Genomic DNA, 22,672 nt, shown 5'->3' with positions numbered 1-22,672 from the left:
AGCCGGGTCGGGAGCGCCGGCTGTCACCATGGGGAGCGTGAGCGGTTCCCCCGACCCCGGCTCCCCGCCTGTCGTCTCGGTCGTCCCGCGCCGGCTGCGGCTGGTGCTGGCCGTCGTCGCCGGCGTCGTCGTCCTGGTGGCCGTCCTGGTCGCGCTGAGCCTGCCCTCGACGGAGAACACGGTCGTCGCCTACGGCCCGGTCGACCAGGCCGCCATCACCGGCCTGGGAGTCCTGCTGGGAGCGGGGGTGCTGTTCCTGGGGCGGTCGCGGGTCGACGCCGACGCCGCCGGCATCCACGTCCGCAACCTGGTCGTCCACCACGACCTGCCGTGGACGGCGGTGCGCGCGGTCCGGTTCGAGCGGAAGTCCGCGTGGGGCTCCCTGGCGCTGGAGAACGGTGACGAGGTCTCGCTCCTCGCGCTGCAGGCGGCCGACGGGGAGCAGGCCGTCCGGGCCGTCGAGGGCCTGCGCGCCCTGCACGCCGCGGTGCGGGCGAACGACCCGGTGCGCCCGCCGCTGCTGTACGACGACTGAGGAAGGACCTCCCTGCCCCCCACGCCTCGCACGCTCGGCGCGGGTCCCTGCAGGAAGGCCGTTCCAGTACGTCCCCGCGCTCGGGGCGAGCCTCTGGACGGGGTCGTTCCAGCAGGCCACCGCGGGGGGGAATGACCGCGGGGCGGCGGACGCTGTAGCATGGACGTGCCTCCCCGCTACATCGAGGCGCGCGAACCACCAGCGGCCCCGCCCCGGGCCGCTATCCAAGAGGAGCCCGCTCCCACCTGACGCCGTCCAGGCGCCCAGGTCCCGGATCGCGAGAACCGGCCACCGGTCGGTGATCGCGTGCGCACGACCCTCAGGGGCCGTGGGCCACCGGCGAGTGGGCCCCGTGAGCAGACGCTCGCGGGGCCTTTTCCGCGTCGGCGCCCGGGTGGGCCAGCGACTCCTCCCACGCAGCAGCGTAAGGAGAGGCCATCACCGAGCCCCGCATCAACGACCGCATCCGAGTCCCCGAGGTCCGCCTGGTCGGCCCCGAGGGCGAGCAGGTCGGCATCGTGTCGATCGGCGAGGCGCTGCGCCTGGCACAGGACTCCGAGCTCGACCTGGTCGAGGTCGCTCCCATGGCCCGGCCGCCCGTCGCCAAGCTCATGGACTACGGGAAGTTCAAGTACGAGTCCGCCCAGAAGGCCCGCGAGGCCCGGCGGAACCAGGCGCTCACCGTCATCAAGGAGATGCGGCTGCGCCTCAAGATCGACCCGCACGACTACGAGACCAAGAAGGGCCACGTCGAGCGCTTCCTCAAGGGCGGCGACAAGGTCAAGATCACCGTGATGTTCCGAGGCCGCGAGCAGTCGCGCCCGGAGATGGGCTACCGCCTGCTCCAGCGGCTGGCCGCCGACGTCAGCGAGCTGGGCGTCGTCGAGTCCAACCCGAAGCAGGACGGCCGGAACATGGTCATGGTGATCGCCCCGCACAAGGGCGCCCAGACCGCGCAGGAGAAGCGCCGGCCCAAGGGCGAGCAGGCCGAGGAGCAGGCGCCCAGCGCCTGACCGGCCCAGCAGGACCAGCACCACCGAAGACGGCCGGTGCGTGCGGCAGCTCGACGCTGCCGCGCGCCCCGACACCAGACGACAGGGACCGAGGACATGCCGAAGCAGAAGACCCACAAGGGCACCGCCAAGCGGGTGCGCATCACGGGCACCGGGAAGCTCATGCGCGAGCAGGCGAACAACCAGCACAAGTTCGAGCACAAGTCCGGGACCCGCAAGCGCCGGCTCGACCGGGACCAGGTCGTCTCCCCGGCCGACGCCAAGAACCTCAAGAAGCTCCTGGGCCTCTGAGCGCCCCTCCCACTGACCTTTAGAAAGACAGGAGCACTCACGTGGCACGCGTGAAGCGGGCGGTCAACGCCCAGAAGAAGCGCCGGACGACCCTCGAGGCCGCCAGCGGCTACCGCGGTCAGCGTTCGCGGCTGTACCGCAAGGCCAAGGAGCAGATCCTCCACTCGGCGACGTACAGCTACCGCGACCGCAAGGCGCGCAAGGGTGACTTCCGCAAGCTGTGGATCACCCGGATCAACGCCGCGGCGCGCCTCAACGACATGACCTACAACCGGTTCATGCAGGGGCTCAAGCTCGCCGAGATCGAGCTGGACCGCCGTGTCCTCGCCGAGCTCGCCGTGAACGAGCCCGCCGCCTTCGCCGCCCTGGTGGAGACCGCCCGGGCCGCGCTCGCCGCGAACCCCGAGGCGACCGGCAAGCAGGCCGCCTGAAGAAGGACCCTCCTGCCCCCCACCGCCCGCACGCTCGCGGTGGGGCCCTGCAGGAGGGCCGTTCCAGCACGTCACCTGACGCCGTCGGTGACCGACCCCCCGGGGCCGGCGCCGGCGGCGTCGGCGTCTGCACGACCACGGAGGAGACCGCGTGACCGAGCTGCTCACCGAGCGCTCCGCGAGGATCGTCGCCGCGCGCAAGCTCACCCGCCGCGCCGGCCGGGACGCGGCCGGGTTGTTCCTCGCCGAGGGGCGCCAGGCGGTCGCCGAGGCGCTCGCCGACGCCGCCGGGGTGCGGGAGGTCTTCGCCACCGAGGCCGCGGCCGCCGCGCACGCCGACATGCTGGCCGCCGCGCCGGTGCCGGTCCGGCTGGTCACCGACAAGGCGGCCGCGGGGCTGTCGGAGACGGTCACGCCTCAGGGGCTGGTGGCCGTCTGCGCGCTGCGCGACGTCCCCGCCACGACGCTGACCACGGCGCCGCCGCGGCTGGCGGTCGCGCTGGCCGAGCTGGCCGACCCCGGCAACGCGGGCACCGTGCTGCGCACGGCGGACGCCTGCGGTGCGGGCGCGGTCGTCTTCGGCGCGGGGTCGGCCGACCCGTACGGCGGCAAGGCCGTGCGCTCCAGCGCCGGGAGCCTGTTCCACGTCGACGTCGTCCGCGGTGCGCCGCTGGGCACGCTGCTGCCCGAGCTCCGCGCCGCCGGGGTGACCGTGCTGGCGGCCCACGGAGGGGGAGAGGCCGAGCTCCCGGCGCTCGTCGCCGACGGCCGGCTCGCCGGGCCGGTGCTCTGGCTGTTCGGCAACGAGGCCCGGGGGGTGCCGGCCGAGCTCGCCGAGCTGGCCGACGCGCGGGTCCGCATCCCCATGCGCGGGCGCGCGGAGAGCCTCAACCTCGCCGCGGCCGCCGCGATCTGCCTCTACACCACCCAGCTCGCCCAGTAGCGCGGAGCTCGTCGCCGGGCCGGCGGGCACCTTCCTGGTGTCCCACGGGGCGCCGGACGGGAGGATGGTGGTCACCGGCGGGCTCCCCGGCTCGACGAGTAGGGCCGCGAGAGAAGGTAGCTGTGACCGTGAAGCACCTGCAGCAGGTCGCCGACGCACCGGCGACCGCACCGGCGGACGGGCGCCGGTCCCGGTGGACCGAGCACCGGCGCGCGCGCCGCGAGGACCTGGTGGGGGCGGCCGTCGAGGCCGTCCGCCTGGCCGGTCCCGACTTCTCCGTCGACGACGTCGCACGAAGCGCCGGCGTCTCGAAGACGGTCATCTACCGGTACTTCAGCGACAAGGACGAGCTCATCGACGCCGTCCTGGAGCGCATCTCCCGGGCGATCCTGCTGCCCCGGCTGCTGGGCGAGCTCTCCGCCGACCGCGCCGACGACCGCGCGCAGCTGCGCGCGGTGATCGCCGCCTTCGTCTCGTTGATCGAGGACGAGCCCGCGCTCTACCGCTTCGCCTACGCCCAGGCGGGGCGCGCGGGCCGGGCCGACCTCGTCGCGGCGACCGAGCACGCCGTCGCCACCGCCCTGGGCCGCCTCCTGGCCGCCCGGATGACCGAGGCCGGCCGCCCGGCCGACGGCGCGATGACCTGGGCCTATGGCGTCGTCGGCATGGTGCAGCTGGCGACGCACTGGTGGTCGGCGGACCGCACCCTGTCGGCCGCCGACCTGGTCGACCAGCTCACCGACCTGGCCGACGGCGGGTTGGCCACGCTGCTGCCCCCGCGCGGCTGACGGGGCGGCCCGGGCGATCAGCGGTTGGTGACGGGCAGCCGCCCGGCCGCGCGCTCGGCGACCGCCAGGAGCCCGGCGACGTCGTCGGCGTCGGCGGGGAAGCAGCCGGCGCCGGTGCTGACGGCCGCCACGACGGGCGCACCGTCGAGCACGACCGGGCCGCGGGCGGCCTCCGCCAGCTCGCCGCGGACCCGGGCCGCCTCGCGGAGGGCGCTGCCCGCCGCGAGCCCGGGCAGCACGACCACGAACGAGTCGCGTCCCCAGCGCGCCACCAGGTCACCGCGCCGCAGACGATCGCGGAGGCGCTGCCCCGTGGCGGTCAGCAGCTGCTCGGCCGCGGTGGAGCCGTACCGGTCCTCGATCGCGGCGAGGCCGTCGACCGCGACGACCAGGAGGGCCACCGCGTCGCCCGCGCACGTCGCGTTCCACAGCGCGGTCTCGGTCTGCTCCTCCACGTGCCGGCGGGTGGAGAGCCCGGTGAGCGGGTCGGTGATCGACAGCTCCTCGATGCGGGCCAGGTAGCCGCGGGTGCGGTCGCGCTCCTGCTCCAGGGCCCGCTGCGCCAGCACCCGCTCGGTGACGTCGACCTGCACGCCGATGTACTGGACGACGCTGCCGGAGGCGTCGGTGACCGGAGCCAGGTGCAGCTCGTTGTACCAGGGGGTCTGGTCGGGGCCCCGGTGGTTGACCAGGACCTCGCGGCACTCCTGCCCGGCGGCGATCGCCCCGCGGATGCGGGCCACCGCCCCCGGATCGGTGCCGGGCCCCTGCAGGAACCGGCAGTTGCGGCCGAGCAGCTCCTCGCGCGGCAGCCCGGCGAGGCGCTCGAACGCCGGGTTGACGTACACCAGCGGCTGGTCGGGCAGCCGGACGTCGACCAGGCAGACCCCGCTGGGCGTCGCCTCCAGGGCGCGACGCACCAGGCCGGCGTCACCCAGCAGCTCCGAGCCCATGGCCGTCGGCGCGGCGGCCGGGGGAGCGGGCGGGACGGGGGCGACCGGGGTGGCGCCGCCGGTGCGGGGCGCGACCCGGCCGAGCAGGCTCCGCGCGGCGCGGACGGCGACGTCGCGGTCGTAGGTCAGGGCGTACTCGAACTCCCGCTGCAGATCCGGGCCGGTCGTCCCGAGGTCGCGGGCCAGCAGCGCCACGCTGAAGTGCGGGGCCAGGACGACGACGTCCCACTCGCCGCGCACGGGGTCGTCGCCGGCCAGGTCGGTGCCGCGCAGGCCGGGCAGCGGCTCGGCGGGGAGGCCCTCGCCCAGGGCGCTGACGAAGCCGGTGCGGTCGACCAGGTCGCGGTAGCGCTGCGTCGTCGAGGGGGTGAAGTGCCGGGCCTCCTGGAAGGTCGCGGTGACCACGCAGGTCTCGCCGAGGCGCATCGCCTCCCGCTCCAGCTGCTTGCTGAGCTCGATGAGCAGCGCCTTCGGGGAGCGGCGCAGCGCCGTCCCCTCGGGGAGGCAGGCGAAGGGGGAGCCCGGCTCCACCTCGACGCCCGGGTCCTCGACCGGCGGCGGCAGCGACCCGACGGGGCGGTCGCAGGACGGCTGGGGGGCGGGGCGGCCGAAGAGCCAGCCCTGGCCCAGGGTGGCCCCGAGCGCGCGGGCCATGGCCAGGTGGGTGTCGTTCTCGATCCCCTCGGCGAGCACCGCGGCCCCGGTGGCCTGGGCGTAGGCGTTGACCGCGTTCATGATCTCCGCGATCGCCGGCCCGGGCCGCTCCTGCACCAGCCGCAGGTCCAGCTTGACCACGTCGGGGCGCAGGATCGGCATGAACGCCAGCGACATCGCCTCCGCGCCGACGTCGTCCAGGGCGATGCCCCAGCCCAGCTCCCGCACCCGGGCGACGGTGCGCAGCAGCTCGGCGGGACGGGTGGCGAGCGCCCGCTCGGTGATCTCCAGGACCACGCGGAGGCCGCCGGGGGCGGTCGCGGCGATGGCCAGGAGCTCGTCCATCGGCGCGGTGTCGAGCACCTCGGGCTCGACGTTGACGAACAGCGCCAGCGGCGCGGGCAGGCCGTGCCGCACGGCGCCGGAGAAGGCGGCCACCCGGCAGGCGGCGTCCAGCTCGGCGAGCACGCCGCCCTCGCGGGCGGCGGCGAAGAGGAGGTCGGGTCGCTGCAGGGGCCCCTCGGGGCCGCGCGCGAGCGCCTCGTAGGCGACGACGGCTCCGGTGTCGAGCTCGACGATGGGCTGGAAGACGCTGCGCACGCCGCCGGGGCTGAGGGCGGCGGCGAGAGCTGCGTCGGTGTTCGGGCGCACAGGGTCCACGGACGGGGGATCGGCCGGGTCCGGCCCGGGCCGAAGCCGGAACCGGGGAGCACCCCCCGAAGGGGGAGGTCAGCCGGGCAGCGTGATGAGGACGACGGCGGCCGCGGCGGTCCCGAGGCCCGCGAGCTGGGCGGGAACGAGCCGTTCGCGCAGCACGATCTGGGCGAGCACGACGGTGCTCACGGGGTACAGCGAGGCGAGCACCCCGGTGATGGCCAGCGGCCCGTCCTGCTGGGTGGCCAGCAGGAACAGCGCGTTCGCCGTCATGTCGCCGAGCCCGGAGACCAGGACCAGCGGCAGCGCGGCCCGGGCCGGCCGCAGTGCCTGCCGGGTGGTCAGTGCCACGCTGACCACCAGCGCCACGGAGGCCACCCGGGCGGCGACCAGGGGGGTGAGCCCGGCGCCGGCCGAGGTCCGGTCCAGGAGCACGAAGAACAGCCCGAACGCGGCGCCGGCGACCAGCGCCGGCACGAGGCTGGCGGGGCGGGCGCCGCGCAGCGCACGCAGGCCGCCCTCGGCCGACACGAGCACCACCGCCCCCAGGGCGAGCAGGATGCCGGCCGTCGCCCACGGGCCGATGCGCTCGCCGCCGAGCAGGCCGACCAGCACCGGGACGGCGGCGGCGGTGAGCGCGGTGACCGGGGCGATCACGCTCATCACCCCGACGGCGAGCGCGCGGAAGAAGACCAGCAGCCCCGCGGAGCCGGCGAGCCCCGAGGCGGCGCCCCACGCGAGGTCCGCCGTCGTGACCGGTCCGCCGAGCCAGGGGAGCAGCACGACGAGCGCGAGCAGGCCGGTGAGCTGCGAGACGGCGACGACCGCGAACACCGACGCCCGGCGGCTGGCGAGCCCCCCGAGGAAGTCGGCGGCGCCGTAGACGACCGCGGACGCGAGCGCGAGGAGGGCCGCCACGCGCACCTCCACCCGCCTCGTCGCCACGATCAGCTCACCTGATCATGGCGCGTCCTCCCTCGGCGCCCGCGGTGGGGGAGGACGCCGCGCGGGGAGGGAGGACGCCGGTCACGGGCCGCGCGGCGTCCACGCTCCGGGAACCCAGGCGCGCACGGGCCCGGGCGCCGGGCAGAATGGCCTCCCGTGTCTGGCGCCAACGATCCCTACGACCCCAAGCAGGTCGCCGCCCTCTCGCCCGAGGCCCTCGACGAGGCGGTCCGCGCCGCGCTCGGGGCCTTCGCGGCGGCCGCGGACCTGGAGGCGCTGGCCGCCGCCCGCCCGGCTCACCTCGGCGACCGCGCCCCGGTGCTGCTGGCTCGGCGCGAGCTGGGCGCGCTGCCCCCGGCGGCCCGCAGCGACGCCGGCAAGCGGGTGAACGCCGCGCGGGTCGCCGTCACCGAGGCCTACGACGCCCGCCGGGCCGAGCTGGAGGCCGAGCGCGACGCCCGGGTGCTGGCCGAGGAGCGGGTCGACGTCACCCTGCCGTGGGACCGCACCCCGCGCGGCGCCCGGCACCCGCTGACCACGCTCATCGACCGGATCGCCGACATCTTCGTGGGCATGGGGTACGAGGTCGCCGACGGGCCGGAGCTCGAGGCGGAGTGGCTGAACTTCGACGCGCTCAACTTCGGCCCGGACCACCCGGCCCGGTGGCTCTCGGACACGTTTTTCGTCGCCCCCGAGGACTCCGGCCTGGTGCTGCGCACGCACACCAGCCCCGTGCAGGCGCGCACGATGCTGGAGCGGCAGCCGCCGATCTACGTCGTCGCCCCGGGGCGGGTCTACCGCACCGACGAGCTCGACGCGACGCACCTGCCGGTCTTCCACCAGGTCGAGGGCCTCGCCGTCGACAGGGGGCTGACCATGGCCCACCTGCGCGGCACCCTGGACCACCTCGCCCGCCAGCTGTTCGGCCCGGACGCCCGCACCCGGTGGCGGCCGCACTTCTTCCCCTTCACCGAGCCCTCGGCGGAGTTCGACGTCTGGTTCCCCGAGCACCGCGACGGCCCCCAGTGGGTCGAGTGGGGCGGCTGCGGGATGGTCAACCCGCGGGTGCTGCGCGCCTGCGGCGTCGACCCGGACACCTACACCGGCTTCGCCTTCGGCATGGGCATCGAGCGGGCGCTGCAGTTCCGGTCGGCCGTCTCGGACATGCACGACATCGCGGAAGCCGACGTCCGTTTCACCAGCGTCTTCGGAGTTGAGCAGTGAAGGTCCCCGTCAGCTGGCTGTCCGAGCTCGTCGACCTCCCGGCCGGCATCACGGTCGAGGAGCTCGACGCCGCCTTCGTGCGGCTCGGCTTCGAGGTGGAGGACGTCGTCCGCCCGCCGGTGACCACCGGCCCGCTCGTGGTCGGCCGGGTGCTGGACATCGAGGAGCTCACCGGCTTCAAGAAGCCGATCCGCTACACGCAGGTCGAGGTGGGGGAGGCGGAACCGCGCGGCATCGTCTGCGGCGCGCAGAACTTCGCCGTCGGGGACCTGGTGGTGGCCGCACTGCCCGGTGCGGTGCTCCCCGGCGACTTCGCCATCGCCGCGCGGAAGACCTACGACCACGTCTCCGACGGGATGATCTGCTCGGTCCGCGAGCTCGGCATCGGCGAGGACCACGCCGGCATCCTGGTGCTGGGCCAGGGCGGCTACGTGCCGGGCACCCCGGCCGCCGACGTCCTCGGCCTGGACGACGTCGTCTTCGACCTCGAGGTGACGCCGGACCGCGGCTACGCGATGTCGATGCGCGGGGTCGCCCGCGACCTCGCCGGCGTCCTCGGCGTGACCTGGCGCGACCCGGCCGACCTGCCGCTGCCGGACTGGGCCGGGGCGCCCGCGTGGGAGGTCACCGTCGCCGACCCCGACCGCTGCGACCGCTTCTCCATGCTCGCCGTGGAGGACCTCGACCCGGCCGCGCCCAGCCCCTGGGCGCTGCGCCGCCGGCTCGCCCAGTGCGGCATCCGCAGCATCTCGCTGGCCGTCGACGTCACCAACTACGTGATGCTCGAGCTCGGGCAGCCCATGCACGCCTTCGACCGGGCCACGGTCACCGGGCCGATCACGGTGCGCCGCGCGACGGCGGGGGAGCGGCTGACCACCCTGGACGGCGCCGACCGCGCGCTGACCGGCGACGACCTGCTCATCACCGACGAGTCGGGTCCGATCGGGCTGGCGGGGGTCATGGGTGGCGCCTCCACCGAGATCGGCGGGACCACCAGCGCGGTGCTGCTGGAGGCCGCGCACTGGGAGCCCACCGGCATCTCCCGCGGCGTCCGGCGGCACCGGCTGCCCAGCGAGGCCGGCAAGCGCTTCGAGCGCGGTACCGACCCCGAGGTCACCGTCGTCGCCCTCGCCCGGGCCGCCGCGCTGCTCGCCGAGCACGGCGGTGCGCGCGTCGTCGGGGCGCCGGTCGACGTCGACGCCCGCGGGCCGCGCGCACCCATCGCGCTGGACGCCGGGCTCCCCGGCCGGATCGCCGGCGTCCCCTACACCCGGTCCCAGGTGCTCGACGTGCTGACGGCCATCGGCGCCGAGGTGGACGGCGACGGCGACGAGCTGCGCGTGACCCCGCCGTCCTGGCGCGGCGACCTGCTGGAGCCGGCCGACCTCGTCGAGGAGGTCGTGCGCTTCCGCGGCTTCGACGAGATCCCCTCGATCCTGCCCACGGCGCCCCCGGGCGGCGGGCTGACCGAGCGCCAGCGCCGCCGGCGCAGCATCGGCCGCGCACTGGCCGAAGCCGGCTACGTGGAGGCCCCGGCCTTCCCCTTCCTGGGGACGGCGCAGCTCGACGCGCTCGGCCTGCCCGAGGACGACGAGCGCCGCCGGGTGATCACCGTGCGCAACCCGCTGTCGGAGGAGGCCCCGGCGCTGCGCACCACGCTGCTGCCCGGCCTGCTCGCCGCGCTGGGCCGCAACCTCTCCCGCGGCCTCCGCGACGTCGCGCTCTTCGAGCACGGCTCGGTCTTCCCGGGCGGGGAGCGCGCGTCCGCGCCGCTGCCGGGCGCCGACCGCCGTCCCGACGACGCCACCCTCGCCGCGCTGCTGGGGGCGGTGCCGGCGCAGCCGTGGCACGTCGCCGTGGCGCTCACCGGCCACCGCGAGCCGCGGGGCTGGTGGGGGCCGGGCCGGCCGGCGGAGTGGGCCGACGCCGTGCAGGCCGCCCGCCTGGTGGCCGCGGCCGCCGGGGCCGAGCTCACCGTGGAGCAGGCCGAGCGGGCCCCGTGGCACCCCGGCCGGTGCGCCGCCCTGCTGGTCGGCGACCGGGTCATCGGGTACGCGGGCGAGCTGCACCCCAAGGTCTGCGAGGTGCTCGGCCTCCCCGCCCGCACCGCGGTGATGGAGCTGGACGCCGACGCGCTGCCCGAGCCCACCGTGCCGCAGGCGCCGGCGATCTCGACCTACCCGCCGGTGCGCATGGACCTCGCGCTGCTGGTGCCGCAGGACCAGCCCGAGGACCGGGTGCGCCGGGCGCTGCGCGGCGGTGCCGGCGCGCTGCTGGAGGACCTGCGGCTCTTCGACGTCTACACCGGCAGCTCGGTGCCCGACGGGCAGAAGTCGCTGGCGTACTCGCTCACCTTCCGTGCTCCGGACCGCACGCTGACGAGCGAGGAGGCCCGGGTCGCGTTCGATGCAGCGGTGGCCGCGGCCGCCGCGACCGGGGCGCAGCTCCGTGCCTGACGAAGGACCCCGTCCTCCCCGCCCTTCGCAGGCTCAGGGCGGGTCCCTGGACGGGGCCGCGCTGTCGGGTGCGGTTGCCCTGGTCACCGGTGCCTCCACCGGCATCGGGCGGCACCTCGCCGAGGGGCTGGCGCGCCGGGGGATGGCCGTGGCCGGGCTGGCCCGCGGCGGGGAGCGGCTGCGCGCGGCGATGGCCGAGGTCGCCGGGGCCACCGGGGGCCGCACGCTGGCCGTCGCGGCCGACGTCACCGACCAGGCGTCGGTCGAGGCGGCGGTGGGCGAGGTGCGCGAGCAGCTCGGGCCGGTCGACCTGCTGGTCAACAACGCGGGCCTGATCGACGAGGCCGAGGTGCCGCTGTGGGAGGCCGACCCCGATCAGTGGTGGGACGTCGTCACCAGCCACCTGCGGGGCAGCTTCCTGCTCAGCCGGGCGGTCGTCCCGTGGATGCTGCTGCGCAACCGCGGCCGGGTGGTCAACCTGGCCAGCGGGATGAGCACCCGCGCCAACCCCGACTACTCCGCCTACTCGGTGGCCAAGACCGGGCTGAGCCGGATCACCGAGTCGCTGGCGCTCTCGCTCGAGGGCTCCGACGTCCGGGCCTTCGACGTCGCACCCGGCGTCGTCGACACGCCGATGACCCGGTCGATGCGCATGTGGCAGGGGTTCAGCGACTGGACGCCGCCGGAGAGGGTCGTCGAGATCGTCGCGGCGATCGCGGCCGGGGAGCTCGACCCGTGGTCCGGCCGCTTCCTGCGCGCCGGCGCAGACGACCTGCAGACCCTGCGCTCGGTGACCCCCGAGGGCACCGCCCGGCAGTTGCGCCTGCGCCCCTATGGCGACACCGACCCGCTCGCCTGACCCCGTACCGCTCCAGGAGGCGGCGCGCTCGTGTGGCGCCCCCGGGCCGTCAGGCGACCGTCGCGAACAGCGGGCCGGCCCCGGCGATGTCCACCAGCCGGCGCACCGCCGCCGAGGGGCGCCGCAGCTCCGGCAGCCGGCCCGAGCGCCGGGTCACCTCGGTCTCGCGGACCACCAGCCGCAGACCCCGGGCGTCCAGGAAGGTCGTCCCCGAGACGTCGACCGCCACCGGCGCGTGCCCCGGGCTCCGGCGCACCGCGTCCCAGATCTCGACGACGGTGCTGTCCACCTCACCGCGCAGCCGGAGCACCGGGCCGGACTCCTCGTCCACCAGGTCGATGTTCCCCAGCGGCAGGACGGCGGCGCTCGCATCGACGACGTGCACGTGGACCCCTCTCCCGCCCGGCGACCATCGCCGGACAGGAGCAACTGTGCCTCTGGGTGCTGACAGAACCGCGCACGGTGACTGTCAGGTACCTGTGAGCGGGGTCAGGCGCCGATCCCCGACCTGACCGTGTAGAGCTCGGGGAAGAAGGTGAGGTCCAGCGCGCGCCGGAGGAAGCCCACCCCCGAGCTGCCCCCGGTACCGGTGGTGAAGCCGATGGTCCGCTGCACGGTGCGCAGGTGCCGGAACCGCCAGAGCTGCACGCCGTCCTCCAGGTCGACGAGGTCCTCGCAGGTGGCGTACTCCGCCCAGTGCGCCTCGGTGTCGCCGTAGATCCGCCGGTACACCGGGAGGAGCGCGGGGCGCTCGGTCCAGGGTTCGCGGACGTCGCGGGAGAGGACCTCGTCCGGGACGGCGTGCCCCCGGCGCGCCAGGAACCGCAGGAAGGCGTCGTAGACCGTGGGCGAGTCCAGCAGCTCGGCGAGCATCTCGCGTGCGGCCGGCTCGGCGGCGAAGACGGCGAGCATGCGCTCGTTCTTGTTGCCGAGGAGGAACTCCACGGCGCGGTACTGGTAGGACTGGAAGCCCGAGGAGCTGCCCAGCACGCCCCGGAACTCGGCGTACTCGCTCGGGGTCAGGGTCGCCAGCACCGACCACTGCTCGGTGATCGTGCGCAGGATGTGCTTGACCCGCGCCAGCCCCTTGCGTGCGTGCTGCACGTCGTCGCGGTCGAGGTCCGCGCGGACCGCGCGCAGTTCGTGCAGCGCCAGCTTGAGCCACAGCTCGGTGGTCTGGTGCTGGATGATGAACAGCGGCTCGTCGTGGTGGTCGCTGATCGGGCGCTGCACCGACAGCAGCGTGTCCAGCCCCAGGTAGCCCCCGTAGCTCATCCGCGTGCTGAAGTCGGTCTGCACGCCCTCCTCGAGCGGCCGGATCCCGTCCTCCGTGGTCATCACGCCGCTCCTCACCCGAGCCGGTGCGCCCGTCGCGCTCCCCGCTAGTCCTACCGCACGGCCGGCCCCGGTGGCCGGTCCGCGTCGGTCCTGGATGAACGTTCATGCATGGTGATGTATGGTCATGCATCGTGAGCACGCAGACGTGGACGGTCGGGGTCACCGGCGCCACCGGGTACGCCGGAGGCGAGGTGTGCCGGCTGCTGGCCGGGCACCCGAACCTCCGGCTGGCCGGGGTGCACGCCAACTCGAGCGCCGGCCGACGCCTCGGTGAGCTGCAGCCCCACCTGCTCCCGTTCGCCGACCTGGTGGTCCAGCCCAGCGACGCGGCGAGCCTGGCCGGCTACGACGTCGTCGTCCTGGCGTTGCCGCACGGCGAGTCCGCCGCGATCGCCGACCAGCTGCCCGCCGAGACCCTCGTCATCGACTGCGGCGCCGACCACCGGCTCAACGACCCCGCCGCCTGGGCGCGCTGGTACGGCGGCGTGCACGCCGGCAACTGGCCCTACGGCCTCCCCGAGCTCCCCGGCCAGCGGGAGCGGCTGGCCGGCGCGACGCGGGTCGCCGTCCCCGGTTGCTACCCGACCTCGGTCACCCTCGCGATGGCCCCGGCGCTCGCCGCCGGCCTGGTCGAGCCCGACGTCGTCGTCGTGGCCGCCAGCGGGACCAGCGGCGCCGGGAAGTCGCCCAAGCCGCACCTGCTCGGCAGCGAGGTCATGGGCGCGGCGAGCGTCTACGGCGTCGGAGGGGTGCACCGGCACACGCCGGAGATGATCCAGGGCCTGACGCAGGCCGCCGGTGCGCCGGTGGGCGTCAGCTTCACCCCGACCCTCGTGCCGATGAGCCGGGGGATCCTCGCCACCTGCTCCGCGCCGCTGGCGCCGGGGGTCGACGCCGCAGCCGCTCGCGCCGCCTACGCGCAGGCCTACGCCGACGAGCCGTTCGTGCACCTGCTGCCCGAGGGCCTGTGGCCCACCACCGCCCAGGTGCTCGGCGCCAACACCGTCGCGCTGCAGCTCGCCGTCGACGCCGACGCGAACCGGCTCGTCGTCGTCGCCGCCGTCGACAACCTCACCAAGGGCACCGGGGGAGCGGCGGTCCAGTGCGCCAACCTCGCCCTCGGCCTGCCCGAGACCACCGGTCTCCCGCTCGTAGGAGTTGCGCCGTGACCACCACCGCACCGAAGGGCTTCTCCGCGGCGGGCGTCGCGGCCGGGCTGAAATCCAGCGGCGACCCCGACGTCGCCGTCGTCCTCAACACCGGCCCCGACGACGCCGCGGCCGCCGTCTTCACCACCAACCGCTTTCCCGCGGCGCCGGTGCAGTGGAGCCGCCAGGTGCTCGCCGGCCAGCGGGCGCGCGCGGTCGTCCTCAACTCCGGCGGCGCCAACGCCTGCACCGGCCCCGAGGGCTTCCAGGACACCCACGCCACCGCCGAGCACGCCGCGGCCCGCCTCGACATCGGCGCGATCGACGTCGTCGTCGCGAGCACCGGCCTGATCGGCGTCCGGCTGCCCATGGAGAAGCTGACCGCCGGCGTCACCGCCGCCGTCGAGGCGCTCTCCGAGGAGGGCGGCGACGACGCGGCACGGGCGATCATGACCACCGACAGCGTGCCGAAGACGACGGCGCAGCGGCGGGACGGGTGGACCGTCGGCGGCATGGCCAAGGGCGCCGGCATGCTCGCCCCGAGCCTGGCCACCATGCTCGTCGTCCTCACCACCGACGCCGCCGCCGACCCCGACGTCCTGCAGCGGGCGCTGAAGGCCGCCACCGCGGTCAGCTTCGAGCGGGTCGACTCCGACGGGTGCCTGTCCACCAACGACACGGTGATCGTGCTGGCCAACGGCGCGAGCGGCGTCACCCCGACCGAGGACGAGCTCACCGAGGCGCTCACCGCGGCCGCCACCGATCTGGCGATGCAGCTGCTCGCCGACGCCGAGGGCTCCACCAAGGACATCGCCATCACCGTCCGGAACGCGGCCACCGTCGAGGACGCGCTCACCGCCGGCCGCGCCTGCGCGCGCAACAACCTGCTCAAGACGGCGCTGTTCGGCAACGACCCCAACTGGGGCCGGGTGCTGGCCGCGATCGGCACCACCGACGCCGCGTTCGAGGCCGACGAGGTCGACGTCACGATCAACGGCGTCACCGTCTGCCGCGGCGGCGCGATCGGCGACCCGCGCGAGGGGGTCGACCTCACCGGCCGGCAGATCACCATCGACGTCGACCTCCGGGCCGGCGGGGAGCAGGCCACCATCTGGACCAACGACCTGTCCATCGCCTACGTGCACGAGAACTCGGCCTACTCGACATGAGCCAGCAGGACCCCACCCCGCCCGACGTCCGCATCGACGAGCCGGCGCCGCCGACGAAGCTGCCCCGCCGGGTCGGCACCAGCCGGGTCATGCGCACGCACGACCCCGAGGGCGACGCCGCCAAGGTCGCCGTCCTCACCGGTGCGCTGCCCTGGCTCAAGGAGTTCCACGGCAAGGTCGTCGTCATCAAGTACGGCGGGCACGCCATGGTCGACGACGAGTGCCGCCGCGCCTTCGCCGACGACATGGTGTTCCTGCGGACCTGCGGCATCCTCCCCGTCGTCGTCCACGGCGGCGGCCCGCAGATCACCGAGATGCTCACCCGCCTGGGGATCCCCAGCGAGTTCCGCGGTGGGTTGCGGGTGACCACGCCGGAGACGATCGACGTCGTCCGCATGGTGCTGACCGGGCAGGTCGGCCCGGACATCGTCGGGCTGATCAACCAGCACGGCCCGATGGCGGTGCACCTCTCCGGTGAGGACGGCGGGCTGTTCACCGCCCGGCGGACCACCGCGGTCGTCGACGGTGAACCGGTCGACATCGGGCTGGTCGGCGACGTCGCCGCCGTCGACACCACCCCGGTCACCGCGCTGCTGGAGGCCGGGCACATCCCGGTGGTGGCGAGCGTCGCCCCGGACGCCGACGGCGTCGTGCACAACGTCAACGCCGACACCGCGGCCGCCGCGCTCGCCGCCGCGCTGGGCGCGGTGAAGCTGGTCGTGCTCACCGACGTCGAGGGCCTCTACGCCGACTGGCCGGACCGCGGCTCGCTGGTGCAGCAGATCGACGCCCGGGAGCTCGCCGAGCTCCTTCCCACGCTGGACGCCGGGATGATCCCGAAGATGGCCGCCTGCCTGCGGGCGGTCGAGGGCGGGGTGAAGCGGGCGACCGTGGTCGACGGCCGCACCCCGCACGCCCTGCTCCTGGAGACGTTCACCACCGAGGGCACCGGGACGATGGTCGTCCCGGCGAGGGACCAGAAGGAGGGCACAGCATGACGACGCACACCGAGGAGCTGGCCCGCCGCTGGTCGGCCGTGATGATGAACAACTACAAGGCCCCGCCGGTGGCGCTCGCCTCCGGCAGCGGCGCCGCCGTCACGGACGTCGACGGGCGGGAGTACATCGACCTGCTCGGCGGCATCGCGACCACGATCCTCGGTCACGCCCATCCCCGGGTCGTGGAGGCGATCACCACGCAGGCGGCGAGGCTGGGCCACGTCTCCAACCTGGCGATGCACGAGCCGGGCATCCTGCTGGCCGAGCGGCTGCTGGAGCTGGCCGGGCGGCCCGGGCGGGTCTTCTTCTGCAACTCCGGCGCCGAGGCCAACGAGGCGGCGTTCAAGCTCAGCCGGCTCACCGGCCGCCCGGGCGTCGTCACCGCCGAGGGCGCCTTCCACGGCCGGACGATGGGCGCGCTCGCGCTCACCGGCCAGCCGTCCAAGGCCGCGCCCTTCGCGCCGCTGCCCGGTGGGGTCTCCTACGTCCCCTACGGCGACGCCGTGGCCCTGCGCGGGGCGGTGACCGCCGAGACGGCCATGGTGCTGCTCGAGCCGATGCTGGGGGAGGGCGGCGTGCTGCCGGCGCCGCCCGGCTACCTGACCGCGGCGGCCGACGTCGCCGAGGGCGCGGGCGCGCTGTTCGCCGTCGACGAGGTGCAGACGGGCATCGGGCGGACCGGCTCGTGGTTCGCCCACCAGGCCGACGGGCTGCACCCCGACGTCATCACGCTGGCCAAGGCGCTCGGCGGCGGGCTGCCGATCGGCGCGATGCTCGCCTTCGGCGACGCCGCGGAGCTGCTCACGGCGGGCTCGCACGGCTCCACCTTCGGCGGCAACCCCATCGCCGCCGCCGCGGCGCTCGCCGTCCTGGACACCATCCGGGACGAGGGGCTGCTCGAGCGCGCCAAGGAGCTCGAGCACCGGTTCACCGCCGGCATCGAGGCCCTCGGCCACGCCGGCATCCGCGGCGTCCGGGGGAGGGGCGCGCTGCTCGGCGTCGTCCTCACCGACGACGTCGCCGCCGCCCTGGAGGCGGACCTCCGCGCGGCCGGCTTCCTGACCAACGCGGTCGCCCCGGACGTCCTCCGCCTGGCCCCGCCGCTGGTCCTCACCGACGCGCAGGTGGACGCCTTCGTGGCGGCGCTGCCCGCCGCCCTCGACACCGCTCTCCAGGAGAACCACCAGTGACCCGGCACTTCCTCAAGGACGACGACCTGACCCCGGCCGAGCAGGCCGAGGTGCTCGCCCTGGCCGCATCCCTCAAGGCCTCGCGGCACACCGGGGACGCCCCCGTCCCGCTGCGCGCCGCCAACGGGGTGCCCCGGGCGGTGGCGGTGCTGTTCGACAAGCCCTCCACCCGCACCCGGGTGTCGTTCTCCGTCGGCGTCGCCGAGCTCGGCGGCTACCCGCTGGTCATCGACGCGGCCGGCAGCCAGCTCGGGCGCGGGGAGCCGATCGAGGACACCACCCGGGTGCTGGACCGGCAGGCCGCCGCGATCGTGTGGCGCACCTCCGGCCAGGAGCGCATCGAGGCGATGGCGGCGGTGAGCCGGGTCCCGGTGGTCAACGCGCTGACCGACGAGTACCACCCCTGCCAGATCCTGGCCGACCTGCAGACGGTGATCGAGCGCAAGGGCTCGCTGGCCGGCCGGTCCATGACCTACCTCGGCGACGGCGCCAACAACATGGCGCACTCCTACCTGCTCGGCGGCGCCACCGCCGGCATGCACGTGCGGATCGCCTCGCCGGAGTCCTTCCGGCCCGACCCGGCGGTGCTCGAGCGCGCGGCGGCGATCGCGGCGGAGACCGGGGGCTCGGTGGCGTGGACCGCCGACGCCGCGGCCGCCGCCGACGGCGCCGACGTCCTGGTCACCGACACGTGGGTGTCGATGGGCCAGGAGGACCAGTACGAGGCCCGCGTCGCCCCGTTCCTGCCCTACGCGCTGGACGAGGCGGCGCTCACCCGCGCCGCCGACGACGCCGTCGTCCTGCACTGCCTGCCGGCCTACCGCGGCAAGGAGATCGCCGCCGAGGTGATCGACGGGCCGCAGAGCGCGGTCTGGGACGAGGCGGAGAACCGCCTGCACGCCCAGAAGGCCCTCCTCGTCTGGCTCCTGGAGCGTTCGTGACGGGTGCCCTGACCCGCTCGGCGCGCCAGGCCCGCATCCGTGAGCTGATCGAAGCACGGGCGATCACCTCCCAGACCCAGCTGGCGGTGCTGCTGGCCGAGTCGGGGATCGAGGTCACCCAGGCCACCCTCTCGCGGGACCTCGAGGAGCTCGGCGCGGTGAAGATGCGCGGCTCCGACGGCGCGCCGGCCTCCTACGTGCTGCCGCCGGAGAACGCGCCGCTGCGCCCGGCGCAGGCCGCGCCGGCCCGGCTCACCCGGCTGCTGGCCGACCTGCTCACCGGCGCGGAGGGCAGCGCCAACCTGGCGGTGCTGCGCACCCCGCCGGGCGCCGCGCAGTTCCTGGCGTCGGCCCTGGACAAGGTGGGGCTCCCCGACGTGCTCGGCACGATCGCCGGCGACGACACTCTCCTGGTGGTGTCCCGCGATCCCGACGGCGGACCCGCGCTCGCGGAGCGGCTGCGGGCCATGGCCGCCCGCACCCCCGCCGTCTACCCCGAGCTGCACAGCGACCTGGCCGACGACCCCTCCGGAGGAACCGCCCCGTGACCGACCCGACCGCCCCCGCGACCCACACCCGGCTCTGGGGCGGGCGCTTCGGCGGCGGCCCGTCCCCGGCGATGGCCGCCCTCTCCAAATCGACGCACTTCGACTGGAAGCTCGCCCCCTTCGACCTGGCCGGCTCCCGGGCGCACGCCCGGGTGCTGCACCGCGCCGGGCTGCTCGCCGACGAGGAGCTGGAGCAGATGCTCGGCGCGCTGCGGGAGCTGTCGGACGAGGTCGCCGCCGGCACCTTCGTCGCCGTCGAGTCCGACGAGGACGTGCACGAGGCGCTCGAGCGCGGGCTCACCGAGAAGCTGGGGGCCCTCGGCGGCAAGCTGCGCGCCGGCCGCAGCCGCAACGACCAGATCGCCACCGACCTGCGGCTCTACCTGCGGCACACGGTGCGCGCGCTGGTCGGGGAGCTGTCGTCGCTGGAGTACGCGCTGGTCGGCCTGGCCGAGCGCTACCAGGACGTCGCCGCGCCCGGGATGACCCACCTGCAGCACGCCCAGCCGGTTCTCTTCGCCCACCAGCTGCTCGCGCACGCGCACGCCTTCGCCCGCGACGTCGACCGGCTGCGGGACTGGGACCGTCGGGCGGCCGTGAGCCCCTACGGCTCCGGCGCGCTGGCCGGCTCCTCCCTGCCGCTGGACCCCGACGCCGTCGCCGCCGAGCTCGGCTTCGACCGCGCGTCCGACAACTCCATCGACGGCGTGAGCGACCGCGACTTCGCCGCGGAGTTCTGCTTCGCCGCCGCGCTCATCGGCGTCCACCTCTCCCGGCTGGGCGAGGAGGTGGTGCTCTGGACGTCGACCGAGTTCGGCTGGGCCCGCCTCGACGACGCCTGGGCGACCGGGTCGTCGATCATGCCGCAGAAGAAGAACCCCGACATCGCCGAGCTCGCCCGCGGCAAATCCGGCCGTTTCGTCGGCAACCTGACCGGCCTGCTCACCATGCTCAAGGGGCTGCCGCTCGCCTACGACCGCGACCTGCAGGAGGACAAGGAGCCGGTCTTCGACTCCATGGAGCAGCTGCTCCTCCTGCTGCCGGCGGTCACCGGGATGGTCGCGACCCTCACCCTGCGCCCCGAGGTGCTGGAGGCCGCCGCGCCGCAGGGCTTCGCGCTGGCCACCGACGTCGCGGAGTGGCTGGTCCGGCAGGGGGTGCCGTTCCGGTCGGCGCACGAGATCAGCGGCGCGATGGTCGCGTTCTGCGAGGAGGCGGGTCTCGAGCTCGACCAGCTGGACGACGAGCAGCTGGCCGGCATCGACCCGCGGCTCACCCCCGACGTGCGCTCGGTGCTGTCGGTGCCGGGGGCGCTGGCGGCGCGGTCGGCGCGGGGCGGCACGGCGCCGGAACGGGTCGCGGGGCAGCTCGCGCAGCTGGCCGAGGCGGCGCGGCAGCACGCCGGGTGGGCGGTGTCCTCGCCCGTGGCCGCGGCCCTCTGAGCGTGCCGTCGTCGGAGCCGGGCCCGCTGGTCCGGGCCGAGGAGCTGCTCGGCCCGGTCGACGAGGTCGCGCCGTCCCTGCTCGGCTGCTGGGTGGTCACCGACCGGCCGGAGGGCACCGTGGCGCTGCGGCTCACCGAGGTCGAGGCCTACTCCGGGTCGGGCGTCGACCCGGCGGCGCACTCGCACCGCGGTCCGACGCCCCGGGCGGCGATCATGTTCGGCCCGCCGGGGCGGCTCTACGTGTACTTCTCCTACGGGGTGCACTGGTGCGCCAACGTCGTCGTGGGGCGCGAGGGCGAGGGCTCGGCGGTGCTTCTGCGCGCCGGCGAGGTCGTGGCGGGGGAGGAGCTGGCGCGCGCCCGGCGTCCGGTCGCGCGGACCCCTCGCGACCTGGCCGGTGGGCCGGCGCGGCTGACCCAGGCCCTCGCCGTCGGGCGCCCGGATCTCGGCACCGACCTGCTCGATCCGGCCTCCCCGGTGCGCCTGCACCGGGGGACCGCGCCGGCCGAGGTGTCGGCCGGACCCCGCGTCGGCATCAGCGTCGCCACGGAGCTGCCCTGGCGGTTCTGGGAGACCGGCGCGCCGTCGGTGAGCGCCTTCCGGGCGGGCGGCAGACCGCGGCGCGGACGCGCCGGGCAGGATGGACCCCTGTGACCACGCCTGCCGCCCACGGAGTCATCGACGAGCTGCACCGCCGCGGGTTGATCGCCCAGAGCACGGACGAGGCCGCGCTGCGCGCCCATCTCGCCGAGGGGCCGGTCACCTACTACTGCGGCTTCGACCCGACGGCGGAGAGCCTGCACGTCGGGCACCTCGTGCAGTTCATGGTGCTGCGGGCCCTGCAGCGGGCGGGGCACCGGCCGGTGGTCCTGGTCGGTGGCGCGACGGGTCTGATCGGTGACCCGCGCCCGTCGGCGGAGCGGCAGCTGAACGACCCTTCTGTCGTCGCCGGGTGGGTGGAGAGCATCCGCCGGCAGGTGGCGCCGTTCCTGGACCTGCCGGCCGAGCGCGACGGGCTGGCCCCACCGGTCTACGTGGACAACCTCGACTGGACCGGCGAGCTCTCGGCCATCGACTTCCTGCGGGGGCTCGGCAAGCACTTCCGGGTGGGCCGGATGCTCGCCAAGGAGGCGGTCTCGGCCCGGCTGAACTCCGAGGCGGGCATCAGCTACACCGAGTTCAGCTACCAGATCCTGCAGGCCAACGACTTCCTGGAGCTGCACCGGCGCCACGGCGTCACCCTGCAGACCGGCGGCTCGGACCAGTGGGGCAACCTCACCGCCGGCATCGACCTGGTCCGCCGGGTCGAGGGGGCCGGGGTGCACGCCCTGTCGACGCCGCTGGTGACCAAGGCCGACGGCACCAAGTTCGGCAAGAGCGAGGGCGGGACCGTCTGGCTCGACCCGTCGCTGACGTCCCCCTACGCGTTCTTCCAGTTCTGGCTCAACGCCGACGACGCCGACGCCCGCACGTGGCTGCCGCTGTTCTCCGAGCGCCCGGCCGACGAGCTCGAGGTGCTGATCACCGAGAGCCTCGAGCGGCCGGCTGCCCGCACGGCCCAGCGCGCGCTCGCCGAGGAGCTGACCCTGCTCGTGCACGGCCCCGACCAGCTCCGGCAGGCCGAGGCCGCGGGACGCGCGCTCTTCGGCCGGGAGGACCTGCGCTCGCTGGACGAGGCGACCCTCGCCGCGGCGCTCACCGAGGCCGGGAGCATCACGGTCGACGGCGACCCGCCGACCGTGGCCCAGCTGCTCCAGCAGACCGGGCTCGTGGGCTCCCTGTCGGAGGCTCGACGCACGGTCAAGGAGGGCGGGGCCTACCTCAACAACGAGCGGGTGGCGGACGCCGACGACCGCCCGGCGGAGGACGCCTGGCTCCCCGGTGGCTGGCTCGTCCTGCGCCGCGGGCGCCGCTCGATCGCCGGCGTGCAGCGGGCCGGCTGAGCCCCCCGGGCCCTGTGAACGCGCGGCGACGGGCGTGTGACGGCAGCGTGTCGGGCGTCACGGACCACGGGTTTGACACAGCCTGCGGGGGCACGTAACTTTCTCTCTGCGCCGCGCGGCCCGGGAGGGCCGCCGGACCAGCCCCCCGCTAGACGGGCTGCTGGAAACCGGCGTAGAGTGGGACATCCAGCCAGGGACGAAGCCCGG

General features: G+C 75.3%; 22 protein-coding genes. 18 read left to right on the top strand and 4 right to left on the bottom strand.

What is annotated here, in order from left to right; genetic code table 11:
- Positions 1-37 precede the first annotated feature (37 nt).
- The 6 genes from ACI79P_RS17295 (at position 38) to ACI79P_RS17270 (ending at position 4,001) form a co-directional block, all read left to right on the top strand.
- Positions 38-535, top strand: coding sequence for a PH domain-containing protein (locus tag ACI79P_RS17295; RefSeq protein ID WP_456582293.1), 498 nt, complete (start codon positions 38-40; stop codon positions 533-535).
- 437 nt (positions 536-972) lie between these two features.
- Positions 973-1,548 carry a translation initiation factor IF-3 gene (gene infC, locus ACI79P_RS17290; protein WP_456562349.1) on the top strand — a complete coding sequence of 192 codons (576 nt, stop codon included), beginning with the start codon at positions 973-975 and terminating at the stop codon, positions 1,546-1,548.
- 96 nt (positions 1,549-1,644) lie between these two features.
- Positions 1,645-1,839, top strand: a complete 195-nt coding sequence (rpmI, locus tag ACI79P_RS17285; RefSeq protein WP_091934213.1) for a 50S ribosomal protein L35 — start codon at positions 1,645-1,647, stop codon at positions 1,837-1,839.
- Positions 1,840-1,880: 41 nt separating this feature from the next.
- The gene (gene rplT / locus ACI79P_RS17280) at positions 1,881-2,270 is read left to right on the top strand and encodes a 50S ribosomal protein L20 (protein WP_091934216.1); all 390 of its coding nucleotides are present in this window, start codon (positions 1,881-1,883) and stop codon (positions 2,268-2,270) included.
- Between the two features lie 151 nt (positions 2,271-2,421).
- Positions 2,422-3,213, top strand: coding sequence for a TrmH family RNA methyltransferase (locus ACI79P_RS17275; protein WP_456582292.1), 792 nt, complete (start codon positions 2,422-2,424; stop codon positions 3,211-3,213).
- Between the two features lie 122 nt (positions 3,214-3,335).
- Positions 3,336-4,001: a TetR/AcrR family transcriptional regulator gene (locus tag ACI79P_RS17270; RefSeq protein WP_456582291.1), complete on the top strand. Its 666-nt coding sequence runs from the start codon at positions 3,336-3,338 to the stop codon at positions 3,999-4,001.
- Positions 4,002-4,018: 17 nt separating this feature from the next.
- Here the strand turns inward: ACI79P_RS17270 and ACI79P_RS17265 are convergent, their stop codons facing one another.
- Positions 4,019-6,268 carry an EAL domain-containing protein gene (locus tag ACI79P_RS17265; protein ID WP_456582290.1) on the bottom strand — a complete coding sequence of 750 codons (2,250 nt, stop codon included), beginning with the start codon at positions 6,266-6,268 and terminating at the stop codon, positions 4,019-4,021.
- Positions 6,269-6,337: 69 nt separating this feature from the next.
- On the bottom strand, positions 6,338-7,207 hold the full coding sequence (locus ACI79P_RS17260; RefSeq protein WP_456582289.1) for an EamA family transporter: 870 nt from the start codon (positions 7,205-7,207) through the stop codon (positions 6,338-6,340).
- Positions 7,208-7,363: 156 nt separating this feature from the next.
- Between ACI79P_RS17260 and pheS the strand changes: the two genes are divergently transcribed.
- From pheS to ACI79P_RS17245, 3 genes are read left to right on the top strand one after another with little or no spacing between them, the layout of a single operon-like run.
- On the top strand, positions 7,364-8,431 hold the full coding sequence (gene pheS / locus ACI79P_RS17255) for a phenylalanine--tRNA ligase subunit alpha (RefSeq protein WP_456582288.1): 1,068 nt from the start codon (positions 7,364-7,366) through the stop codon (positions 8,429-8,431).
- Positions 8,428-10,887 carry a phenylalanine--tRNA ligase subunit beta gene (gene pheT, locus ACI79P_RS17250; protein WP_456582287.1) on the top strand — a complete coding sequence of 820 codons (2,460 nt, stop codon included), beginning with the start codon at positions 8,428-8,430 and terminating at the stop codon, positions 10,885-10,887. The genes pheS and pheT overlap by 4 nt, the downstream gene beginning before the upstream one ends.
- Entirely contained in the window at positions 10,880-11,746 is an 867-nt protein-coding gene (locus tag ACI79P_RS17245; protein WP_456582286.1) for an SDR family NAD(P)-dependent oxidoreductase, read from the top strand. Before pheT ends, ACI79P_RS17245 begins: the two co-directional genes overlap by 8 nt.
- Positions 11,747-11,795: 49 nt before the next feature.
- Here the strand turns inward: ACI79P_RS17245 and ACI79P_RS17240 are convergent, their stop codons facing one another.
- Together ACI79P_RS17240 and ACI79P_RS17235 are read right to left on the bottom strand one after the other, a co-directional pair.
- Positions 11,796-12,131 carry an STAS domain-containing protein gene (locus tag ACI79P_RS17240; protein WP_456582285.1) on the bottom strand — a complete coding sequence of 112 codons (336 nt, stop codon included), beginning with the start codon at positions 12,129-12,131 and terminating at the stop codon, positions 11,796-11,798.
- Positions 12,132-12,235: 104 nt separating this feature from the next.
- Positions 12,236-13,084, bottom strand: coding sequence for a tryptophan 2,3-dioxygenase (locus ACI79P_RS17235; protein WP_456582284.1), 849 nt, complete (start codon positions 13,082-13,084; stop codon positions 12,236-12,238).
- Positions 13,085-13,215: 131 nt separating this feature from the next.
- Here ACI79P_RS17235 and argC point away from each other — a divergent pair, with 131 nt between their 5' ends.
- From argC to tyrS, 9 genes are read left to right on the top strand one after another with little or no spacing between them, the layout of a single operon-like run.
- Entirely contained in the window at positions 13,216-14,253 is a 1,038-nt protein-coding gene (gene argC / locus ACI79P_RS17230) for an N-acetyl-gamma-glutamyl-phosphate reductase (protein WP_456582283.1), read from the top strand.
- The gene (argJ, locus tag ACI79P_RS17225) at positions 14,250-15,401 is read left to right on the top strand and encodes a bifunctional glutamate N-acetyltransferase/amino-acid acetyltransferase ArgJ (RefSeq protein ID WP_456582282.1); all 1,152 of its coding nucleotides are present in this window, start codon (positions 14,250-14,252) and stop codon (positions 15,399-15,401) included. Before argC ends, argJ begins: the two co-directional genes overlap by 4 nt.
- Complete coding sequence (gene argB / locus ACI79P_RS17220; RefSeq protein WP_456582281.1) at positions 15,398-16,399, top strand: acetylglutamate kinase; 1,002 nt, start codon at positions 15,398-15,400, stop codon at positions 16,397-16,399. The genes argJ and argB overlap by 4 nt, the downstream gene beginning before the upstream one ends.
- Entirely contained in the window at positions 16,396-17,589 is a 1,194-nt protein-coding gene (locus ACI79P_RS17215) for an acetylornithine transaminase (protein WP_456582280.1), read from the top strand. The genes argB and ACI79P_RS17215 overlap by 4 nt, the downstream gene beginning before the upstream one ends.
- A complete protein-coding gene (gene argF / locus ACI79P_RS17210) occupies positions 17,586-18,530 on the top strand; it encodes an ornithine carbamoyltransferase (RefSeq protein ID WP_456582279.1) in 945 nt (314 codons plus the stop codon). Before ACI79P_RS17215 ends, argF begins: the two co-directional genes overlap by 4 nt.
- Positions 18,527-19,078 carry an arginine repressor gene (locus ACI79P_RS17205; RefSeq protein WP_456582278.1) on the top strand — a complete coding sequence of 184 codons (552 nt, stop codon included), beginning with the start codon at positions 18,527-18,529 and terminating at the stop codon, positions 19,076-19,078. The genes argF and ACI79P_RS17205 overlap by 4 nt, the downstream gene beginning before the upstream one ends.
- Positions 19,075-20,520 carry an argininosuccinate lyase gene (gene argH, locus ACI79P_RS17200; protein WP_456582277.1) on the top strand — a complete coding sequence of 482 codons (1,446 nt, stop codon included), beginning with the start codon at positions 19,075-19,077 and terminating at the stop codon, positions 20,518-20,520. Before ACI79P_RS17205 ends, argH begins: the two co-directional genes overlap by 4 nt.
- Positions 20,521-20,522: 2 nt before the next feature.
- On the top strand, positions 20,523-21,176 hold the full coding sequence (locus tag ACI79P_RS17195; protein ID WP_456582276.1) for a DNA-3-methyladenine glycosylase: 654 nt from the start codon (positions 20,523-20,525) through the stop codon (positions 21,174-21,176).
- Entirely contained in the window at positions 21,173-22,465 is a 1,293-nt protein-coding gene (gene tyrS / locus ACI79P_RS17190) for a tyrosine--tRNA ligase (protein WP_456582275.1), read from the top strand. Before ACI79P_RS17195 ends, tyrS begins: the two co-directional genes overlap by 4 nt.
- Positions 22,466-22,672: the final 207 nt, after the last annotated feature.

Source organism: Blastococcus sp. SYSU DS0510 (genome assembly GCF_054050835.1).
Note: the sequence above shows the minus strand (reverse complement) of the source record. Positions and strands in the feature narration are given on the sequence as shown.

Coding starts and splice junctions, on each gene's coding strand:
- ACI79P_RS17235 (WP_456582284.1), bottom strand. CDS start 13,084: ATGACCACGGAGGACGGGATCCGGCCGCTCGAGGAGGGCGTGCAGACC.
- argB (WP_456582281.1), top strand. CDS start 15,398: ATGAGCCAGCAGGACCCCACCCCGCCCGACGTCCGCATCGACGAGCCG.
- ACI79P_RS17215 (WP_456582280.1), top strand. CDS start 16,396: ATGACGACGCACACCGAGGAGCTGGCCCGCCGCTGGTCGGCCGTGATG.
- rpmI (WP_091934213.1), top strand. CDS start 1,645: ATGCCGAAGCAGAAGACCCACAAGGGCACCGCCAAGCGGGTGCGCATC.